Annotated in this window: 17 protein-coding genes; 7 read left to right on the top strand and 10 right to left on the bottom strand. The window is 67.4% G+C overall.

Features of this window, described 5'->3' with window-relative positions; all coding sequences use genetic code 11:
• Positions 1 to 236: 236 nt before the first annotated feature.
• On the top strand, positions 237 to 1,220 hold the full coding sequence (locus tag H4O10_RS13440; RefSeq protein ID WP_049454182.1) for an aldo/keto reductase: 984 nt from the start codon (positions 237 to 239) through the stop codon (positions 1,218 to 1,220).
• Positions 1,221 to 1,267: 47 nt separating this feature from the next.
• On the opposite strand, the gene H4O10_RS13435 is transcribed toward H4O10_RS13440, so the two are convergent.
• The gene (locus H4O10_RS13435; protein ID WP_049454184.1) at positions 1,268 to 2,167 is read right to left on the bottom strand and encodes a LysR family transcriptional regulator; all 900 of its coding nucleotides are present in this window, start codon (positions 2,165 to 2,167) and stop codon (positions 1,268 to 1,270) included.
• A 93-nt stretch (positions 2,168 to 2,260) separates the two neighbouring features.
• Here H4O10_RS13435 and H4O10_RS13430 point away from each other — a divergent pair, with 93 nt between their 5' ends.
• Together H4O10_RS13430 and H4O10_RS13425 are read left to right on the top strand one after the other, a co-directional pair.
• On the top strand, positions 2,261 to 2,470 hold the full coding sequence (locus tag H4O10_RS13430; protein WP_005412490.1) for a DUF4287 domain-containing protein: 210 nt from the start codon (positions 2,261 to 2,263) through the stop codon (positions 2,468 to 2,470).
• A gap of 110 nt (positions 2,471 to 2,580) precedes the next feature.
• The gene (locus H4O10_RS13425) at positions 2,581 to 3,288 is read left to right on the top strand and encodes a YitT family protein (RefSeq protein WP_014036228.1); all 708 of its coding nucleotides are present in this window, start codon (positions 2,581 to 2,583) and stop codon (positions 3,286 to 3,288) included.
• An 83-nt stretch (positions 3,289 to 3,371) separates the two neighbouring features.
• Here the strand turns inward: H4O10_RS13425 and H4O10_RS13420 are convergent, their stop codons facing one another.
• Positions 3,372 to 3,917: a DNA-3-methyladenine glycosylase I gene (locus H4O10_RS13420; RefSeq protein WP_033834834.1), complete on the bottom strand. Its 546-nt coding sequence runs from the start codon at positions 3,915 to 3,917 to the stop codon at positions 3,372 to 3,374.
• On the bottom strand, positions 3,914 to 5,713 hold the full coding sequence (locus H4O10_RS13415; protein ID WP_049454187.1) for a DUF4153 domain-containing protein: 1,800 nt from the start codon (positions 5,711 to 5,713) through the stop codon (positions 3,914 to 3,916). The genes H4O10_RS13420 and H4O10_RS13415 overlap by 4 nt, the downstream gene beginning before the upstream one ends.
• A 91-nt stretch (positions 5,714 to 5,804) precedes the next feature.
• On the opposite strand from H4O10_RS13415, the gene H4O10_RS13410 reads away from it, so the two are divergent.
• The 4 genes from H4O10_RS13410 (at position 5,805) to H4O10_RS13395 (ending at position 8,432) form a co-directional block, all read left to right on the top strand.
• A complete protein-coding gene (locus tag H4O10_RS13410; RefSeq protein WP_005408377.1) occupies positions 5,805 to 6,371 on the top strand; it encodes a YqgE/AlgH family protein in 567 nt (188 codons plus the stop codon).
• A complete protein-coding gene (gene ruvX, locus H4O10_RS13405; RefSeq protein ID WP_005408378.1) occupies positions 6,364 to 6,858 on the top strand; it encodes a Holliday junction resolvase RuvX in 495 nt (164 codons plus the stop codon). The genes H4O10_RS13410 and ruvX overlap by 8 nt, the downstream gene beginning before the upstream one ends.
• Positions 6,859 to 6,873: 15 nt before the next feature.
• The gene (locus H4O10_RS13400; RefSeq protein ID WP_049403275.1) at positions 6,874 to 7,824 is read left to right on the top strand and encodes an aspartate carbamoyltransferase catalytic subunit; all 951 of its coding nucleotides are present in this window, start codon (positions 6,874 to 6,876) and stop codon (positions 7,822 to 7,824) included.
• Positions 7,825 to 7,961: 137 nt separating this feature from the next.
• Complete coding sequence (locus H4O10_RS13395; protein WP_049454193.1) at positions 7,962 to 8,432, top strand: transposase; 471 nt, start codon at positions 7,962 to 7,964, stop codon at positions 8,430 to 8,432.
• 233 nt (positions 8,433 to 8,665) lie between these two features.
• Here the strand turns inward: H4O10_RS13395 and H4O10_RS13390 are convergent, their stop codons facing one another.
• From H4O10_RS13390 to rapZ, 7 genes are all read right to left on the bottom strand, one after another.
• On the bottom strand, positions 8,666 to 9,463 hold the full coding sequence (locus H4O10_RS13390) for a prolyl oligopeptidase family serine peptidase (RefSeq protein WP_033834838.1): 798 nt from the start codon (positions 9,461 to 9,463) through the stop codon (positions 8,666 to 8,668).
• Between the two features lie 70 nt (positions 9,464 to 9,533).
• A complete protein-coding gene (locus H4O10_RS13385) occupies positions 9,534 to 9,800 on the bottom strand; it encodes a hypothetical protein (RefSeq protein WP_049454189.1) in 267 nt (88 codons plus the stop codon).
• 62 nt (positions 9,801 to 9,862) lie between these two features.
• Positions 9,863 to 11,224 carry a magnesium transporter gene (gene mgtE, locus H4O10_RS13380; RefSeq protein WP_005408383.1) on the bottom strand — a complete coding sequence of 454 codons (1,362 nt, stop codon included), beginning with the start codon at positions 11,222 to 11,224 and terminating at the stop codon, positions 9,863 to 9,865.
• A 194-nt stretch (positions 11,225 to 11,418) separates the two neighbouring features.
• Entirely contained in the window at positions 11,419 to 13,188 is a 1,770-nt protein-coding gene (ptsP, locus tag H4O10_RS13375; RefSeq protein ID WP_111118602.1) for a phosphoenolpyruvate--protein phosphotransferase, read from the bottom strand.
• Between the two features lie 2 nt (positions 13,189 to 13,190).
• Entirely contained in the window at positions 13,191 to 13,460 is a 270-nt protein-coding gene (locus H4O10_RS13370; protein ID WP_005408385.1) for an HPr family phosphocarrier protein, read from the bottom strand.
• Positions 13,453 to 13,845, bottom strand: coding sequence for a hypothetical protein (locus H4O10_RS13365; protein WP_005408386.1), 393 nt, complete (start codon positions 13,843 to 13,845; stop codon positions 13,453 to 13,455). The genes H4O10_RS13370 and H4O10_RS13365 overlap by 8 nt, the downstream gene beginning before the upstream one ends.
• Before the next feature lie 424 nt (positions 13,846 to 14,269).
• Positions 14,270 to 15,154: an RNase adapter RapZ gene (gene rapZ, locus H4O10_RS13360; RefSeq protein WP_033835540.1), complete on the bottom strand. Its 885-nt coding sequence runs from the start codon at positions 15,152 to 15,154 to the stop codon at positions 14,270 to 14,272.
• Between the last annotated feature and the right edge of the window lie 14 nt (positions 15,155 to 15,168).

Below are 15,168 nucleotides of genomic sequence, written 5' to 3'. Positions count from 1 at the left end.
AACGGGCATTTTTATGGTGGTTCATCCGGGCTCTTTGGGGACTGGATAGGTGTGGTAACCACCATTTTCCAAAGATGCCCCGGATGAACAACCTACCGAGAGATCACAACTAACAGTCGACTCTACCGGGCGCGTTGGCGATTGATGAATTCCAGTCATGACCAACTGCAATGCTGCCCATTCAATCGGCGGCCCCTGCAGGCGTATCGTCAGCGTTCCCCCTCTGGAGCATCACGATGCAGACACGTGAACTCGGCCGCAGCGGCCTGAAGGTCTCCGCCTTGGGCCTGGGTTGCATGGGCCTGACCCATGCCTATGGCCAGCCGGCCGAGCGCAGCCAGGGCATCGCCCTGCTGCACGCCGCCGTTGAACGCGGCGTGACCTTCTTCGACACCGCCGAAGTGTACGGCCCGTACACCAATGAAGACCTGCTCGGCGAGGCCCTGGCGCCTTACCGCGACAAGCTGGTGATCGCCACCAAGTTCGGCTTCAAGGATGCGCGCACCGATACCGGCCTGGACAGCCGCCCCGAGAACATCCGCGCCGTGGCCGAAGCCAGTCTCAAGCGCCTGCGCACCGACCATATCGACCTGTTCTACCAGCACCGTGTCGACCCGAACGTGCCGATCGAGGACGTGGCCGGCACCGTGCGCGACCTGATCGCCGAGGGCAAGGTCGGCCACTTCGGCCTGTCCGAGGCCAGCGCCACCACCGTGCGCCGTGCGCACGCGGTGCAGCCGGTGGCTGCCGTGCAGAGCGAGTATTCGCTGTGGTGGCGTGAACCGGAGCGCGAACTGCTGCCGGCCCTGCAGGAACTGGGCATCGGCTTCGTGCCGTTCAGTCCGCTCGGCCGTGGCTTCCTGACCGGCGCGATCAACGCCGACACCACCTTCGACGCCAACGATTTCCGCAACAGCGTGCCGCGCTTCGAAGTGGACGCCCGCCGCGCCAACCAGGCGCTGGTGGATCGCATCAGTACGATTGCTGCAGCACGCGGCGCGACCCCGGCGCAGGTGGCGCTGGCCTGGCTGCTGGCGCAGGCGCCGTGGATCGTGCCGATTCCGGGCACCACCAAGATCCACCGCCTGGAAGAGAACCTGGGTGCGGCTGACCTGCAGCTGGCGCCGGAAGAACTGCAGCGCATCGCGCAGGCGCTGGATGAAGTGTCGATCGTCGGTGAGCGCTACAACGCACAGCGTGCGGCCCAGGCCAAGGGCTGATCACCGGGTGCGGACCGAGGTGGGTGCGGACCGTTGGTCCGCACACCTCATCCAGCCATCGGCCCGCGCAGCGCATCCAGCACCGTGCGCATCGCCACCGTGACGTGGCGGCGCGACGGGTAGTACGCGTAGTAGCCATCGAAGTGCGGGCACCAGTCGTCCAGTACCGACTGCAGGCGGCCATCGTCCAGCATCGGCTGCACCTGGTCTTCCGGCAGCCAGGCCAGTCCGCTGCCGGCCAGCGCAGCGGCGCGGGTCATGCCCATGGTGTTGAAGGTCCACTGGCCGCTCACGCGTACGCTCAGTTCGTTGCCGTCTTGGCCGAAATCCCACGGCATCAGCCCGCCATGCGTGGGCAGGCGCAGAGTCACGCAGTTGTGGCCTGCCAGCTCGTTCGGATGCCGTGGCACCACATGCTGGCGGAAGTAGCTGGGTGCGCCGACCACGCGCATGCGCAGCGGCGGGCTGATCGGCACGGCGACCATGTCGCGCGCCAGGCGCTCGCCGAGGCGGATGCCGATGTCGTAGCGCTCGGCCACGATGTCGGCCAGCCCGTAGTCGGCGGTCAGTTCCACCTTGAGATCCGGATACTGCTGCAGCAGCGGCGCCAGCCGTGGCCAGGCGATGTACTCGGCGGCATGGCCGGTGGCATTGATGCGGATGGTGCCGGCCGGGCGTTCACGGTATTCGGCCAGCGCGGCCAGTCCGTCCTCGATCTCGGCCAGGCGCGGGCCCAGGGTGTCGAGCAGGCGGGCACCGGCTTCGGTGGTGGACACGCTGCGGGTGGTGCGGGTCAGCAGGCGCACGCCCAGGCGCTGTTCCAGGCCGCGCATGGCATGGCTGAGCGCGGACTGGGACACGCCCAGCTGGGCGGCGGCCTTGGTGAAGCTGCCCTCGCAGGCAACGTGGACGAAGGCCTGCAGGTCGTTGAGGTTTTCGCGGGGCATGACGGGATGATACGGCTCCCGGATTGAACGGACCTGTCGATTTCCGGCTCCCCTGTTCGTCGTACCGGTACATCCAACGCAAGGAGCTTCCGCATGAGCACTGAAAAGCCCAAAGGCCCGGCCTCGTATTTCCCCTCCATCGAGAAGACCTACGGGCAGCCGGTGGCGCACTGGTTCGGGCTGCTGGCCGGGAAGAAGGGCCTGAAACACATGGAACTGGTCAGCTTCCTGAAAAGTGAGCATGGGCTGGGCCATGGCCATGCCAACGCGCTGGTGGCGCACCATCTGGCCGGCAAGGGCTGAGCAGCGGCGGGCAGGAGATAGTGCGGGGCGCATTCAGCTGAACGATTTCATCTGCAACTGTCATGCAGATCGTGTCTAATACCGCTCCCCACCTGCTGTTCCCCACCCGTATGTCCCTTCCCTCCCATGGCCCCGCGCCGTGCGACGACGCTGACGGCCACCTGGTCACCGCCGGTCCGCTGACCCCGCCGCCCGACAGCGCCGGCACCACCGCCGACGAAAAAGCGCTGCGCCACTCGATCGCCGAGGACGTGCAGGGCATGGTGCTGGCCACGATGGTGGCCTCGCTGGGCCTGGCCATCTTCGCCAAGGGCGGGCTGATGATCGGCGGCATGGCGGGCATGGCGTTCCTGCTGCACTACGCGATGGGCTGGAACTTCGGCCTGGTGTTCGTGCTGGTCAACCTGCCGTTCTACTGGGTGGCGCTGCGGCGCATGGGCTGGGAATTCACCCTGAAGACCTTCGCTGCGGTCACCGCCTGTGGCGTGCTGACCGACCTGCTGCCGCGCTGGATCGACTTCTCGCACATCAACCCGCTGTATTCGGCGATCGTCGGCGGTGCGTTGTCCGGCCTGGGCATCCTGTTCTTCATCCGCCATCGTGCCAGTCTCGGCGGCATCGGCATCCTGGCGGTGTACCTGCAGCGCACCCGTGGCTGGAGCGCGGGCAAGGTGCAGATGTCCTACGACGCCTGCCTGATGGTGGCCGCGTTCTTCGTGTTGTCGCCGTCGAAGGTGCTGTACTCGGCCATCGGCGCGGTGGTGCTCAGCCTGGTGCTGATGTTCAACCACCGCCCCGGCCGCTACATGGGCGTGTGACCGTTCAACGGGGTTGCCGGCCAGCGGCCGGCACTACCGGAACCCACGCGTAGTAACGCCGGGCCATGCCCGGCGGATATCCATCAGCGGGCGGCGGACTTCAGCCACGGCGGCGACAGCGTCAGCAGTCGCGCATGCACCGGGCAGTCCTCGGCATGCGCACCGGGCAGGTAGCCCAGGCTCATCAGGAACTCGCCGGTGATCTCGCCGCCGGTGAAGCGGAAGGTCTTCTTGAACAGCTTCACCCAGTCGGCCTTGCTGCGCGGGTGGTGCGCATCCAGCCACGACGCGAAGCTGCCGTGGCTGGCCCGCAGCTGCTGGATCACCTGCGCGTTGTGGATCGCCGCCAGCACCTTCAGCCGGTTGCGGATGATGCCCGCGTCCGACAGCAGGCGCTCGATGTCCTGCTCGGCGTACGCCGCCACGCGGTCCACATCGAAGCCGTCATAGGCCGTGCGGAAGCCCTCGCGCTTCTTCAGGATCGTTTCCCAGCTCAGGCCGGCCTGGTTGATCTCCAGCACCAGCCGTTCGAACAGCTCGCGCTCGTCACGCTGCGGGAAGCCGTACTCGTTGGCGTGGTAGTAGTCGTGCACCGGATGGCCCGGGGCGATGAGGCAGTAGCCGCTCATGGGGAAGGCTCGTTGGATTCGGGTTCGGATTCGGATTCGGGATCGATGGCCAGCGCAGGGTGCCCGCCGATGGACAGCATCGGCCAGCGCGGTGGCACGAGCGTGAGTTTGCCGTCACGCAGGGCCTGGTTGATCGTCTCGGCCTGGCCGCTGACGGTGCCGAACAGCGAACCGGCCCGGCGCCAGTGGGCATCCCTGCCACGTGCGTACAGCACGCAGTCCGGCCCACGGTGGGTGTACAGCTCGCACAGCAGCACTTCGCCAGTGCCATCGCCGTCCAGGTCGCGATGCACGATCAGGCAGTCGCGCTCGCTCTGGGCGCAGGATTCGCCATCGATCGCGCGCGTGGCCAGTGCCTGCCACCAATCGTCCGGTGGCGAGCTGGATCCCTTGGCCAGCTTCAACGCGCGCTGCAGGGCGACGACGTCCTGCGGCCCCTTGTCGAGGCGGTGGCCGTCATCCCAGCGCGAGGTACGCGCCAGCGCGGCAGCGATCACCTGTGGCGCGTTGGCATCGGCGGTGATGGCTGGATCACGCTGCAGCTCGCGCAGCGCCCGCACGCCGCGGTGGCCAAGATCGAAGCGCAGCACGTTGACGTCACTGCTGGTGATCGCGGGCGGGTCCGCACGCAGGCGCGCCAGCTGGCTGGACAGGGTCAGTCGCACCGGGTCCAGCAGCGGCGAGTTGCCCAGCAATGCCAGTGCCAGCACCGCCCAGCACATCCAGCGGTTGACCGGCTCCAGCATCTGCAACCAGCGGCGATGCCGGCGCAGCACCGCCAGCGCGTAGCCCACGGCATAGCCGGCCACGGCCACTGCGACGAGTACCGCCCAGAACCGGTCCACGGTCCAGCCGTACTGCACCACGCGCAGCCCCAGTGCGTACAGCGCCAGTGCGGCGTAGACCGGCAGCGCCAGCAGGCTGGCTTCAACCAGCCGGCGCAGCAGCAGCGGGTAGGGGGCGCTGTCTTCCCCCTGCTGGTGGACCGCATTGGTGAACGTCACCAGCAGCAGCGACAGCACCAGCAGCAGGCCGGCGGCCGAGCGGGTCTTCCACAACGGTTCCAGCCCGGTAAGCGGCAGGCTCAGCACGAACAATACGGCGATGAACGAGAGCAGCGGCAACAGCCCACGGCAGATCGCGAACAGCACCTGGCGGGTGATCTGGATGGCGCGGTGCTGGGTGCGCCCGATCAGTACGCCGAACCCGGCCAGGCTGCCGGTGGCCAGTGCGATGAACGCGTCCTGCCGGAACAGGTCGCGGAAGACGGTCACGTCGAGCAGCTGGAACAGCGCCGACCACAGCCACAACAGCAGCCAGGTCAGCCCGGTGAACAGTGCCGCCAAGGCCAGGGTCAAACCATTCTGCCAGGCGCGCTCGAACAGCTCGGGGTAACTGGCACGCCAGTGCCCGTGCTGCAGCTGGAACTGCCACCAGGGCAGGACCACGAACACCGCCACGGCGATGCCCAGGGTCAACGGAAGCTGCAGCGCGCTCGACTCCAGCGCGGTCTCGCCATTGAGGTTCCAGCCGATCCAGGCGGCCAGCGCCAGCACCACCGTCGAGCCGAGCACGGCCTGCAGCCACAGGCGGCGCTGGCCCAGCTCCACCAGGCTCAGCGCCACCGCGCTGGGAATGGCCAGCACCCAGGCGTACCAGCAGTAGCGCCAGCCGATATCGCGGAACGGCCACGCGTCGGACAGTTCCTGCGCGGCATACAGCATCAGGCCCTGCAGCAGGGCAAGCAGGACGATGGCGCTGCGTGCCGGCAGGGTCAGGGGCGTTGAAGACTGCATCGATGACCTTCCATGGCAAAGCACCATCCTAGCCCATCGCTGTTCGACGCCATCGCGCGACCATCCCGCCCCCAGCAGGTAGAATAGGACCATGCCTGTAACGCCGACCTCCCTTGCCGATCACCTGCTCGTCGCGCTGCCGTCGCTGCTCGACGCGACCTTCGCCCGCAGCGTCGCGCTGATCTGCCAGCACGACGAGAACGGGGCGATGGGTGTGCTGGTCAACCAGCCTTCCGAGTACACGCTGGGTGAAGTGCTTGCACAGATGGACATCACCACCGGTGATGGCGACCTGCAGGCGCGCATGGTGCTCAACGGCGGCCCGGTGCATCCCGAGCGCGGCTTCGTCATCCATGACGACGCGCGGGCGTGGGATTCCAGCCTGACCGTGGGCGACGGCCTGTACCTGACCACCTCGCGCGACATCCTCGAAGCGATGGCGCGCGGCGAAGGCCCGGCCAATGCCGTGGTCACCCTCGGCTGTGCCGGTTGGGGCGCAGGGCAGCTGGAAAGCGAGCTGTCCGAGAACAGCTGGCTGACCGTGCCGGCCGATGCCGAGCTGGTGTTCCAGCTGCCGCTGGAGCAGCGCTGGCAGGGTGCGGCCTCGCGCATCGGCGTGGACCTGTTCCGGCTGACCGACTACAGCGGCCATGTCTGAGCCCATCACGCCCGCGCCGGATTCTGCTGCCCCGGCGATCCGCCGTGATGGCACCGTTCTGGGTTTCGATGTCGGCTCGCGACGGATCGGCGTGGCCATCGGCAGTGCCTTCGCCGCGCATGCGCGCGCGGTGGCCGTGGTCGATGTGCACGGCAACGGCCCGGACTGGACCGCGATCGAACGCCTGCTCAAGGAATGGAAGCCCGACGGCCTGGTGGTCGGCGACCCGCTGACCCTGGACGGCCAGGACCAGCCCAACCGCAAGCGCGCGCAGGGCTTCGCCCGCCAGCTGCGGGAGCGCTTCAAGCTGCCGGTGGTGATGATCGACGAGCGTTCCAGTTCGGTCGAGGCCGCACGCCGCTTCGCCGTCGAGCGCGCCGAAGGGCGCAAGCGCCGCCGTGATGCGGCTGCCCTCGATGCCGTCGCCGCAGCGGTGATCATTGATCGCTGGCTGTCGTCGCCGGACGACGCCACCCCCATTCCCTGACTGCCCGACACCGCCATGACCGCCCAGCAAATCGATGCCTCCGGACGCCTGCGCCACCTGCTGACCCTGGAGGGCCTGCCGCGCGAAACGCTGCTGCAGCTGCTCGACCGCGCAGGGCAGATCCGCGATGCCGCAGTCGGCCGCGTCGGCAACAAGCGCCACGTGCTGGCCGGTTCGGCGGTGTGCACGCTGTTCTTCGAACCGTCCACGCGCACTCGCAGTTCGTTCCAGCTGGCCGCGCAGCGGCTGGGGGCGGACGTGCTGAATTTCGACGCCTCGACGTCCTCTACCCGCAAGGGTGAGACCGCCTGCGACACGCTTCGCAACCTGGAAGCGATGGGCGTGCGCGGCTTCGTGGTGCGCCACCCCGATGACGGCGCCGTGGCCGCACTGGCCGATGCGGCAGGCGAGGGCACCGCGCTGATCAATGCCGGTGACGGCCGCAGTTCGCACCCGACCCAGGGCCTGCTGGACATGCTGACCCTGCGCCAGGCCAAGGGCCCGGATTTCTCGAAGCTGAAAGTCGTGATTGTCGGCGACGTGAAGCACTCGCGCGTGGCCCGTACCGACCTGCATGCGCTGCGCACGCTGGGCGTGGGCGAGATCCGCGTGTGTGGCCCGCAGTCGCTGCTGCCGGACGACGAGACCCTGAAGGGCTGCGTGGTCGGCGATGATTTCGACGCGATGCTGGAAGGCGTCGATGCGCTGATGATGCTGCGCCTGCAGCGCGAGCGCATGGAAGAAGGCCTGGTGCCGTCGCTGGAGCAGTACCATGCGCAGTACGGCCTGACCAACAAACGCCTGGCGCGCGCGGGCAAGGATGCCGCGGTGCTGCACCCGGGCCCGATCAACCGCGGCGTGGAAGTGACCGACGAGGTGGCCGACGGCTCGCAGTCGTGGGTGCTGCGCCAGGTCGCCAACGGCGTCGCCGTGCGCATGGCCGTGCTGGAAACCCTGCTGGGCTGACCACCCGGGTGAGGTAGGTGTCAACCTTGGTTGACACTGCAGGTGTGGTGGGTGCCAACCTTGGTTGGCACTGGCCTACCCGGGCGAAGGTGATTTCCCTATGTTCAGGGAACATGCGCCCGCCCATGCTCTTCTGCATGAACAGCACCCGCCTCCTGCTGGGCCGTCATTCCAGCATCGGCCAGAGCTACATCCTCACGACGAACGTACATGGCCGGGCGGCTCTGTTCGCCAATGACACCGTTGCGGTTACCGCCATGCAGGAGTTCCAGCGTCTGGATCTGGAAGGTCTGACCCGTTCGATCGCCTACGTGGTCATGCCGGATCACGTCCACTGGTTGATGCAGCTGCGCGCGGCATCGCTCGACGTTGTCATGAAGCGCTTCAAATCGCGTACGGCCGTGCACGCAAACCGGGTACTGGGCAGGGCGGGGCGCTTCTGGCAGTCCTGTTATCACGATCACGCGTTCCGCTCTGATGAATCACTGTTCCGGCACGCAATGTATTTGATGGCGAATCCGATCAGGGCGAGGCTGGCAACGCAGCTTGGTGAGTACCCGCATGCGTGGTGTGAGTGGGAACTCGAAGGTTCCGGTGCCAGGGCGTAGTTCATGGGTGCGGACAGATAGTGCCAACCAAGGTTGGCACCCACCGAAACCAGGCTTCAACCCTGGTGGGCACTACCCAAACCAAGCTCCAACCATAACCTCGATGGTGCATCTACCCAAACCAGGCTCCAACCATAACCTTGATGGGGCATCTACCCAAACCTGGCTCTAACCAGGGTGGCACCTACCAGACCAGGCTCCAGCCTTGGTGGGTACCCGCCGGATGTCGTGGTTCAGCGCTTCTGCGCGAACAGCCATTCCCACATTGCCGGGTCGGCGTAGGTGGCGTCCCAGGCATTGTGGTTGCCTTCCGGGTATTCGGTGTAGCGCACGTCGCGTGCGGCGGCGCGCTGGAATGCGGCATGCAGTCTGCGGTCGTCGTCCGGCGGCACCACGTCATCCAGTGCGCCGTGGAAGATCCAGATCGGCGTGTGCTGCAGGCGCTGGGCAATCACCGCGTACGGGTCCGCTTCGTGCGCGACCTGCTCGACGAACAGGGTCGGGCGTACCGCACGCGGGGCGAGCACCGCGCCGCACACGGGGACGATCGCGGCAAAGCGGCGTGGGTCATCCAATGCGATGTTCCAGCTGCCATAGCCGCCCATCGACATGCCGGTCAGGTATTGCCGCGCCGGGTCGGCGCCGAATTCAGCGATCGTCGCGTCCAGCGCGGCCACTGCCGCACGGTTGTTGCGGCCGCTCCATTCCTCGTGGCCCGGTACCTGCGGGAACACCACCAGGGCGGGGAAATCGGGATGCGCGCGCAGGTAAGGCCCCAGCCCGGCGTGGGTCTGCTTGACGCCATCGGCGCCGCGCTCGCCCGAGCCGTGCAGGAACAGGACGACCGGAAGGTGGGTGGGAGCGGCGGCCTGCACGCCGGCCGGAATGAACACCTGGTAGTACGCCGTTTGCCCGTCCACCTTCACCGCACGTGCTTCGAAGCGGCCACGCGCGCTGTCCGGCAGCGAAGTGCAACCGCTCATCATCAGAAGGGCCAGCAGTGGCAGCCAGCGCGACAGCAAACGGACCATGGGATTTTCCGAAGCGGCGAGATCGCCTGCATCGTAGTCCGCCGACGTCGGCCCGGCATCGTGCGCCGCGTCACTGCGGGCGCGGGAAGCTGGCGATGATCTCCAACTGCTCCTGTGCCTCGGTATTGCCTTCGGCGGCGGCGGCCTGCACCTGCGCAATGTCCGGGTGCAGGACCACCAGCAGTGGGTTCTCGCAGACCGGGCAGGCGTACTCGGTGGCGTCCTCGTCAAGTTCCATTTCCATGGCACGCGAGCTGCCCTTCCATTCGCAGGCCGGGCAGGTGTGCTGCTGGTCGCGCCAGCCGGGCTGGAAGTAGTTTTCGATTGTCGTTGCCATGGGGGGATCCAGTTGGGATCGGGTCAGAGCGCCGCGCAGCGGGGATCCGACCCGCGAGACGGTCAGTGCAGCAGCACCAGGGTGGCCAGGCCGAGGAAGGTGAAGAAGCCCATCGAATCGGTCACGGCGGTGAGGAAGATGCCGCTGGCCAGCGCCGGGTCGAAGCCGAAGCGCTTCAGCGTCAACGGCACCAGCACGCCGGCCAACGCAGCAAACAACAGGTTGCAGGTCAACGCGATGGCGATCACTGCCGACAACCCGGGCGAGTGGAACCAGGCGAGCACGATCAGGCCCAGCACCGAACCCAGCATCACGCCGTTCAACAGCGCGACCCGTACTTCCTTCCACAGCAGGGTGCGGGCGTTGGAGGCGCCCACCTGGCCCAGCGCCAGGCCGCGCACCATCAGTGCCAGCACCTGGGTACCGGCGTTGCCGCCGAGGCCGGCCACGATCGGCATCAGCACCGCCAGCGCCACCAGTTTGTCGATGGTGCCTTCGAAGTGGCCGACCACGCTGGAGGCCAGGAAGGCCGTGCACAGGTTCACCGACAGCCACATCAGGCGGCGGCGCATCGCGCGCCAGACCGGGCTGAACAGATCTTCGTCCTCGTCCAGACCGGCGGCGCCCAGCGCCTGGTGCTCGGCCTGGCCGCGGATGATGTCGACCACGTCATCGATGGTGATGCGACCGATCAGGATGTTGTTGTCATCCACCACTGGCGCGGAGATCCAGTCATGGTCGGAGAACTGGCGGGCGACTTCCTGGTCGCTCTCGCCGACGTCGATGGCTGGCTGCTCGTCGTCGATCAGGCGATTGATCGGGGTGGTGTCCTCGTGGGTCACCAGTGCCGCCAGCGACACGCGGCCGAGGTACTGATGGCGGCGGCTGACCACGAACAGGTGGTCGGTGTGGTCGGGCAGTTCACCGCGCAGGCGCAGGTAGCGCAGCACGACGTCGACATTGACGTCGGCGCGCACGGTCACCACGTCCGGATTCATCAGGCGACCGGCGCTGTCCTCGGGATAGGACAGGACCTGTTCCAGGCGCTCGCGGTTCTCGCGGTCCATCGACTTGAGGACTTCGTCGATGACCGTGTCCGGCAGGTCTTCGACCAGGTCGGCCAGATCGTCGATGTCCAGGTCTTCGACCGCGGCGATGATCTCGTCCGGGTCCATGTCCGCGAGCAGGCTTTCGCGCACGTCGTCGCCGACGTGGACCAGCACCTCGCCGTCGTCTTCCGGATCAACCAGTCCCCACACCACCTCGCGCTTGCCCGGCGGCAACGATTCGAGCAGGTTGCCGATCTCGGCCGGGGCCAGGGTGTTGACCAGGCGACGCACCGGGCCCAGCCGGCCGCTGTCCAGTGCATCGGACAGCATCCGCAGTTGGCGCGCAGTCTTGTCGTGGCGTACAGCTTCAGCCATCGCAGCTCCCGCGGGGATAAGAAAAGCCGCGATCCCGGCAAGGATGCGGCAACAGGGGTGTTCAGCGCGTCATTATCGCAAGGCGATGTTTCAACGCATAGCCGCCGGGTGGCGGGAGTGCCGGCCGCTGGCCGGCAACCTCTTGGTCTTCGATGGGTAGGCTGCCGGCCAGCGGCCGGCACTACCCTTGGCGCTCAGGGCGCATCCGCCACCAGTGCCAGCCAGCGTTCGATCGCGCGGCGGTCGCGCGCGGCCAGCAGCTTCGGCGCGCGCGCGCGCAGCGCACCCAGATCGGCTTCGCGTATCGCGCGGCGTACCTCCAGCAACGTACCCGGGTGCAGGCTGAACTCGCTCAGGCCCAGCGCCAGCAGCAGCGGGGTCATCCGGGCATCACCGGCCATCTCGCCGCAGACCGCCACCGGGATGCGGTGACGCGCGCCGGTCTCGATCACCATCTGCAGCAGCCGCAGCACGGCCGGGTGCAGCGGTGAATACAACTCGCCCAGCGCCTCGTTGTTGCGGTCGGCAGCCAGCAGGTACTGCACCAGATCGTTGGTGCCGATCGACAGGAAATCGACCAGGTCGATGAAGCTCTCCAGCGCCAGCGCAGCGGCGGGGACTTCGATCATCGCGCCCAGCGGTACGTGGTCGGACACCATGTGCCCTTCGCCGCGCAGCTGTTCGGTCAGTTTGAGCATGTGACGGCGCACGGCCAGCAGCTCCTCGCGGGTGCTGACCATCGGCACCAGTACGCGCAGCTTGCCGTATGCAGACGCGCGCAGGATCGCGCGCAGCTGGGTGTCGGCCACTTTCGGCCGTGCCAGCGACAGGCGCACCCCGCGCAGGCCGAGTGCAGGGTTCTCTTCGTTGCTCAGGGTCAGGCCGGTACGGTCGGCCTTGTCCGCGCCCAGGTCCAGCGTGCGTATGGTGACCGGCCGCCCGCTCATGCCCAGCGCGGCATCGCGGTAGGTCTGGAACTGCTCTTCTTCGTCCGGCAGCTCATTGCGCTGCAGGAACAGGAATTCGGTGCGGTACAGGCCGAGCCCCTGCGCGCCCAGTGCATGCGCCTGGGTCACGTCTTCCAGCGATTCGGCATTGGCCAGCAGGGCAATGTCGACCTGGTCGCGGGTACGGCTGGGCTTGCTGCGCAGGCGGCCGAGCTCGCGCTGCTCGCGCGCATGTTCCTTCAGCCGGACGCGGTAGTCCCGCAGGTTGTCGGCCTGCGGGTTGACGGTGATGCTGCCGTCGGCGCCATCGATGATCAGCACATCGCCATCGGCGATGCGGCTGAGCAGCTGCGGCACGTTGACGATCAGGGGCAGGTGCAGGCTGCGCGCCAGGATCGCGCTGTGCGACAGCGCGCTGCCGGCGGCCGTGACGATGCCGACTACGCCCTGTGCCTGCAGCTGCGCCAGCTCGGAGGGCGCGATGTTGTCACAGACCAGGATCTCGCCGGCCAGGCCTTTCACTGCCGACGGCCGTTCGGGTTGCAGGAAGGCGTGGATGCGCCCGATCACATGGTCGAGATCGTCCATGCGGCTCTTCAGATAGGCATCGTCCATGCCATCGAAGACCTTGGCCAGGCGGTCGCGCTGCAGGCGCAAGGCATAGCCGGCGCTGTACGGGCCACTGCGGATCAGCTCGTCCAGGCCGTACAGCAGCTCGGGGTCGTCCAGCAGCAGCGCGTGCAGGTCGAGGAACTCGCCCACTTCCTGGTTCAGGGCGCCATGCAGGCGCTGGCGCAGCTCGTGCATTTCCGTACGCGCGGCATCCAGCGCCCGGTGCAGGCGCGCCAGTTCGGCCTCGACCTGGTGGGCGGCCACGCGCTGCTCGGCCACCTCCAGCGCATGCGGCAGTCGCACGCGTGCCCGGCCCATCGCCGTTCCGCGCGCGGCGCCGTGGCCGGCCAGCAGCTGTACCGGCCGTTGGCCGGAAGGGACCTGGCTGGCGCGTGCGCGTGGCACGCTCAGCTGTCCTCGTCGAAACGGCGTTCGAACAGGCCGACCACCGCCTCCATCGCGGCGGCTTCGTCCTCGCCGTTGATCCGCACGGTGACCGGGGTGCCTTGGCCGGCGGCCAGCAGCATCACGCCCATGATGCTCTTGGCGTTGATCTCACGGCCTTTGGCGGCCATGGTCACGTTGCAGCGGAACGGCGCCAGGGTCTGCACCAGCTTGGCGGTGGCCCGGGCATGCAGGCCCAGGCGGTTGCTGACTGTGAGTTCTCGTTCAAGCATCGTCGACTATCGCTCCATTACGGGTACCCGCCGCGGCTGTGGCGGGCAGTTGATCCAGTCCCTGTTCCGGATAATTCATCACCCGCAGCAACATCGGCAGGCTCAGCGCCGACACCCGGCGAACCGGGGTCCCCAGCCGGGCCAGCTGCCCGGCAAGGTTGGCGGGGCTGGCGCCGTACAGGTCGGTCAGGATCAGCACACCATCACCCCCGTCAACCCGCCGCAGGGCGGCCGAGGCGAGCGGGAGCAGGGCGTCCAGGTCTGCGTCGAACGGTACTTCGAAAGCTTCGGTTTTCAGCGGCAACTGCCGCAGGAGCCGGGTCGCCACGTCAAGCAGGGCGGTCCCGACCCCGGGATGTGTTACGAGGAGAATGCCACAGGTCATTACTGCACGTTAACAGGTCAAGGTGAATTGGCGATAGCAGCAGGAGAGGGGCACTGTGTCCCGTATTCAGCGTTGCTCCCAGGGAGGCCTTTTCCGTTGAGAAAGAGATCCGACCCCATCCGTTTTTCGATGCCTGACAGCGATTCATCCACGCAGGCGTGGATCCATCGTGTCGACCAGGGTCGACACCCACCCGCAGCAGAAATCTGCCAGAGGTGGGGCGGTGTGGGTCTGCAGGACCGTTGGCGCCATGGATGGCGCCATCGAGCCCCTAGGAACGGGTTCACGACGTGTCCTGCAGACCCACACCGCCCCGCCATCCCACGGGATGCCGCTCCTGCTGTTGCTGTTGCTGTTGCTGTTGCTGTTGCCGGCCAGCGGCCGGCACTATCGGCGGGTGCCGGGCGCAGCCCGGCCGACCCCCTCAATCCTGTTCGCGGTGGTACGTCGCCACGTCTTCCCAGCCCATCTCGCGGGCATGCCGGGCCAGGCGCTCGGCCAGGAACACCGACCGGTGCTTGCCGCCGGTGCAGCCGAACGCCACTGTCACATAGCTGCGGGTGCCATCACCCAGCTTCGGCAGCCAGGTATCGAGGAAGTCCATCAGCTGGGCCAGGTAGCGCTGCACGTCCGGCTGCGCTTCCAGGTAGTCGCGTACACCCGGTTCGCGACCGCTGAGCGCGCGCAGGTCCGGGTCCCAGTGCGGATTGGGCAGCACCCGCGCATCGAACACGAAGTCCGCCTCGGCCGGCACGCCGCGCTTGTAGGCGAACGATTCGAACAGCAGCGACAGGCCGGTGGCATGGTCCATCGTGAACTCGGTGATGATCCGCCGCCGCAGCTGATGCACGTTGAGGCTGCTGGTGTCGATCACCGCATCGGCCTCGCGGCGCAGCGGTGCGGTCAACTCGCGTTCGCGGGCGATGGCTTCAGGCAGCGACAGGCCCAGCTGGCTCAGCGGATGGCGGCGGCGGGTGTCGGCGTAGCGCTTGAGCAGCGTCTCGTCGCTGGCCTCGAAGAACAGCACCTTCACGTCCACGCCGGCGTCGGCCGCCAGCTGCCGCCAGTCGCCCAGCTGGCTCAGGTCGGCCTGGCCGCGAACGTCGATGCCTACGGCCAGACGCCGTGGTGCGCTGCCGTCGTGGTTGGTCAACAGGCTGCGCACGAAGTCGGGCAGCAGATTGATCGGCAGGTTGTCCGAGCAGTAGTAATCCTGGTCCTCGAAGGTCTTCAGGGCGACGGATTTACCCGAGCCGGACAGGCCGCTGACGATGATCAGGGTCGGGGCGGAGGGGGTGACGGTGCTCATGGACAGGCTCTTCG

This window comes from Stenotrophomonas sp. I18B00994 (assembly GCF_014145825.1).
Classification (GTDB): Bacteria; Pseudomonadota; Gammaproteobacteria; order Xanthomonadales; family Xanthomonadaceae; genus Stenotrophomonas; species Stenotrophomonas maltophilia.
The sequence above is the reverse complement of the archived record's forward strand: the minus strand, read 5'-3'. Positions and strand labels throughout refer to the sequence as shown.

Bases quoted from the DNA above. Each gene is read 5' to 3' on its own strand.
- H4O10_RS13440 (WP_049454182.1), top strand. From the start codon at position 237: ATGCAGACACGTGAACTCGGCCGCAGCGGCCTGAAGGTCTCCGCCTTG.
- H4O10_RS13435 (WP_049454184.1), bottom strand. From the start codon at position 2,167: ATGCCCCGCGAAAACCTCAACGACCTGCAGGCCTTCGTCCACGTTGCC.
- H4O10_RS13430 (WP_005412490.1), top strand. From the start codon at position 2,261: ATGAGCACTGAAAAGCCCAAAGGCCCGGCCTCGTATTTCCCCTCCATC.
- H4O10_RS13425 (WP_014036228.1), top strand. From the start codon at position 2,581: ATGTCCCTTCCCTCCCATGGCCCCGCGCCGTGCGACGACGCTGACGGC.
- H4O10_RS13420 (WP_033834834.1), bottom strand. From the start codon at position 3,917: ATGAGCGGCTACTGCCTCATCGCCCCGGGCCATCCGGTGCACGACTAC.
- H4O10_RS13415 (WP_049454187.1), bottom strand. From the start codon at position 5,713: ATGCAGTCTTCAACGCCCCTGACCCTGCCGGCACGCAGCGCCATCGTC.
- H4O10_RS13410 (WP_005408377.1), top strand. From the start codon at position 5,805: ATGCCTGTAACGCCGACCTCCCTTGCCGATCACCTGCTCGTCGCGCTG.
- ruvX (WP_005408378.1), top strand. From the start codon at position 6,364: ATGTCTGAGCCCATCACGCCCGCGCCGGATTCTGCTGCCCCGGCGATC.
- H4O10_RS13400 (WP_049403275.1), top strand. From the start codon at position 6,874: ATGACCGCCCAGCAAATCGATGCCTCCGGACGCCTGCGCCACCTGCTG.
- H4O10_RS13395 (WP_049454193.1), top strand. From the start codon at position 7,962: ATGAACAGCACCCGCCTCCTGCTGGGCCGTCATTCCAGCATCGGCCAG.
- H4O10_RS13390 (WP_033834838.1), bottom strand. From the start codon at position 9,463: ATGGTCCGTTTGCTGTCGCGCTGGCTGCCACTGCTGGCCCTTCTGATG.
- H4O10_RS13385 (WP_049454189.1), bottom strand. From the start codon at position 9,800: ATGGCAACGACAATCGAAAACTACTTCCAGCCCGGCTGGCGCGACCAG.
- mgtE (WP_005408383.1), bottom strand. From the start codon at position 11,224: ATGGCTGAAGCTGTACGCCACGACAAGACTGCGCGCCAACTGCGGATG.
- H4O10_RS13370 (WP_005408385.1), bottom strand. From the start codon at position 13,460: ATGCTTGAACGAGAACTCACAGTCAGCAACCGCCTGGGCCTGCATGCC.
- H4O10_RS13365 (WP_005408386.1), bottom strand. From the start codon at position 13,845: ATGACCTGTGGCATTCTCCTCGTAACACATCCCGGGGTCGGGACCGCC.
- rapZ (WP_033835540.1), bottom strand. From the start codon at position 15,154: ATGAGCACCGTCACCCCCTCCGCCCCGACCCTGATCATCGTCAGCGGC.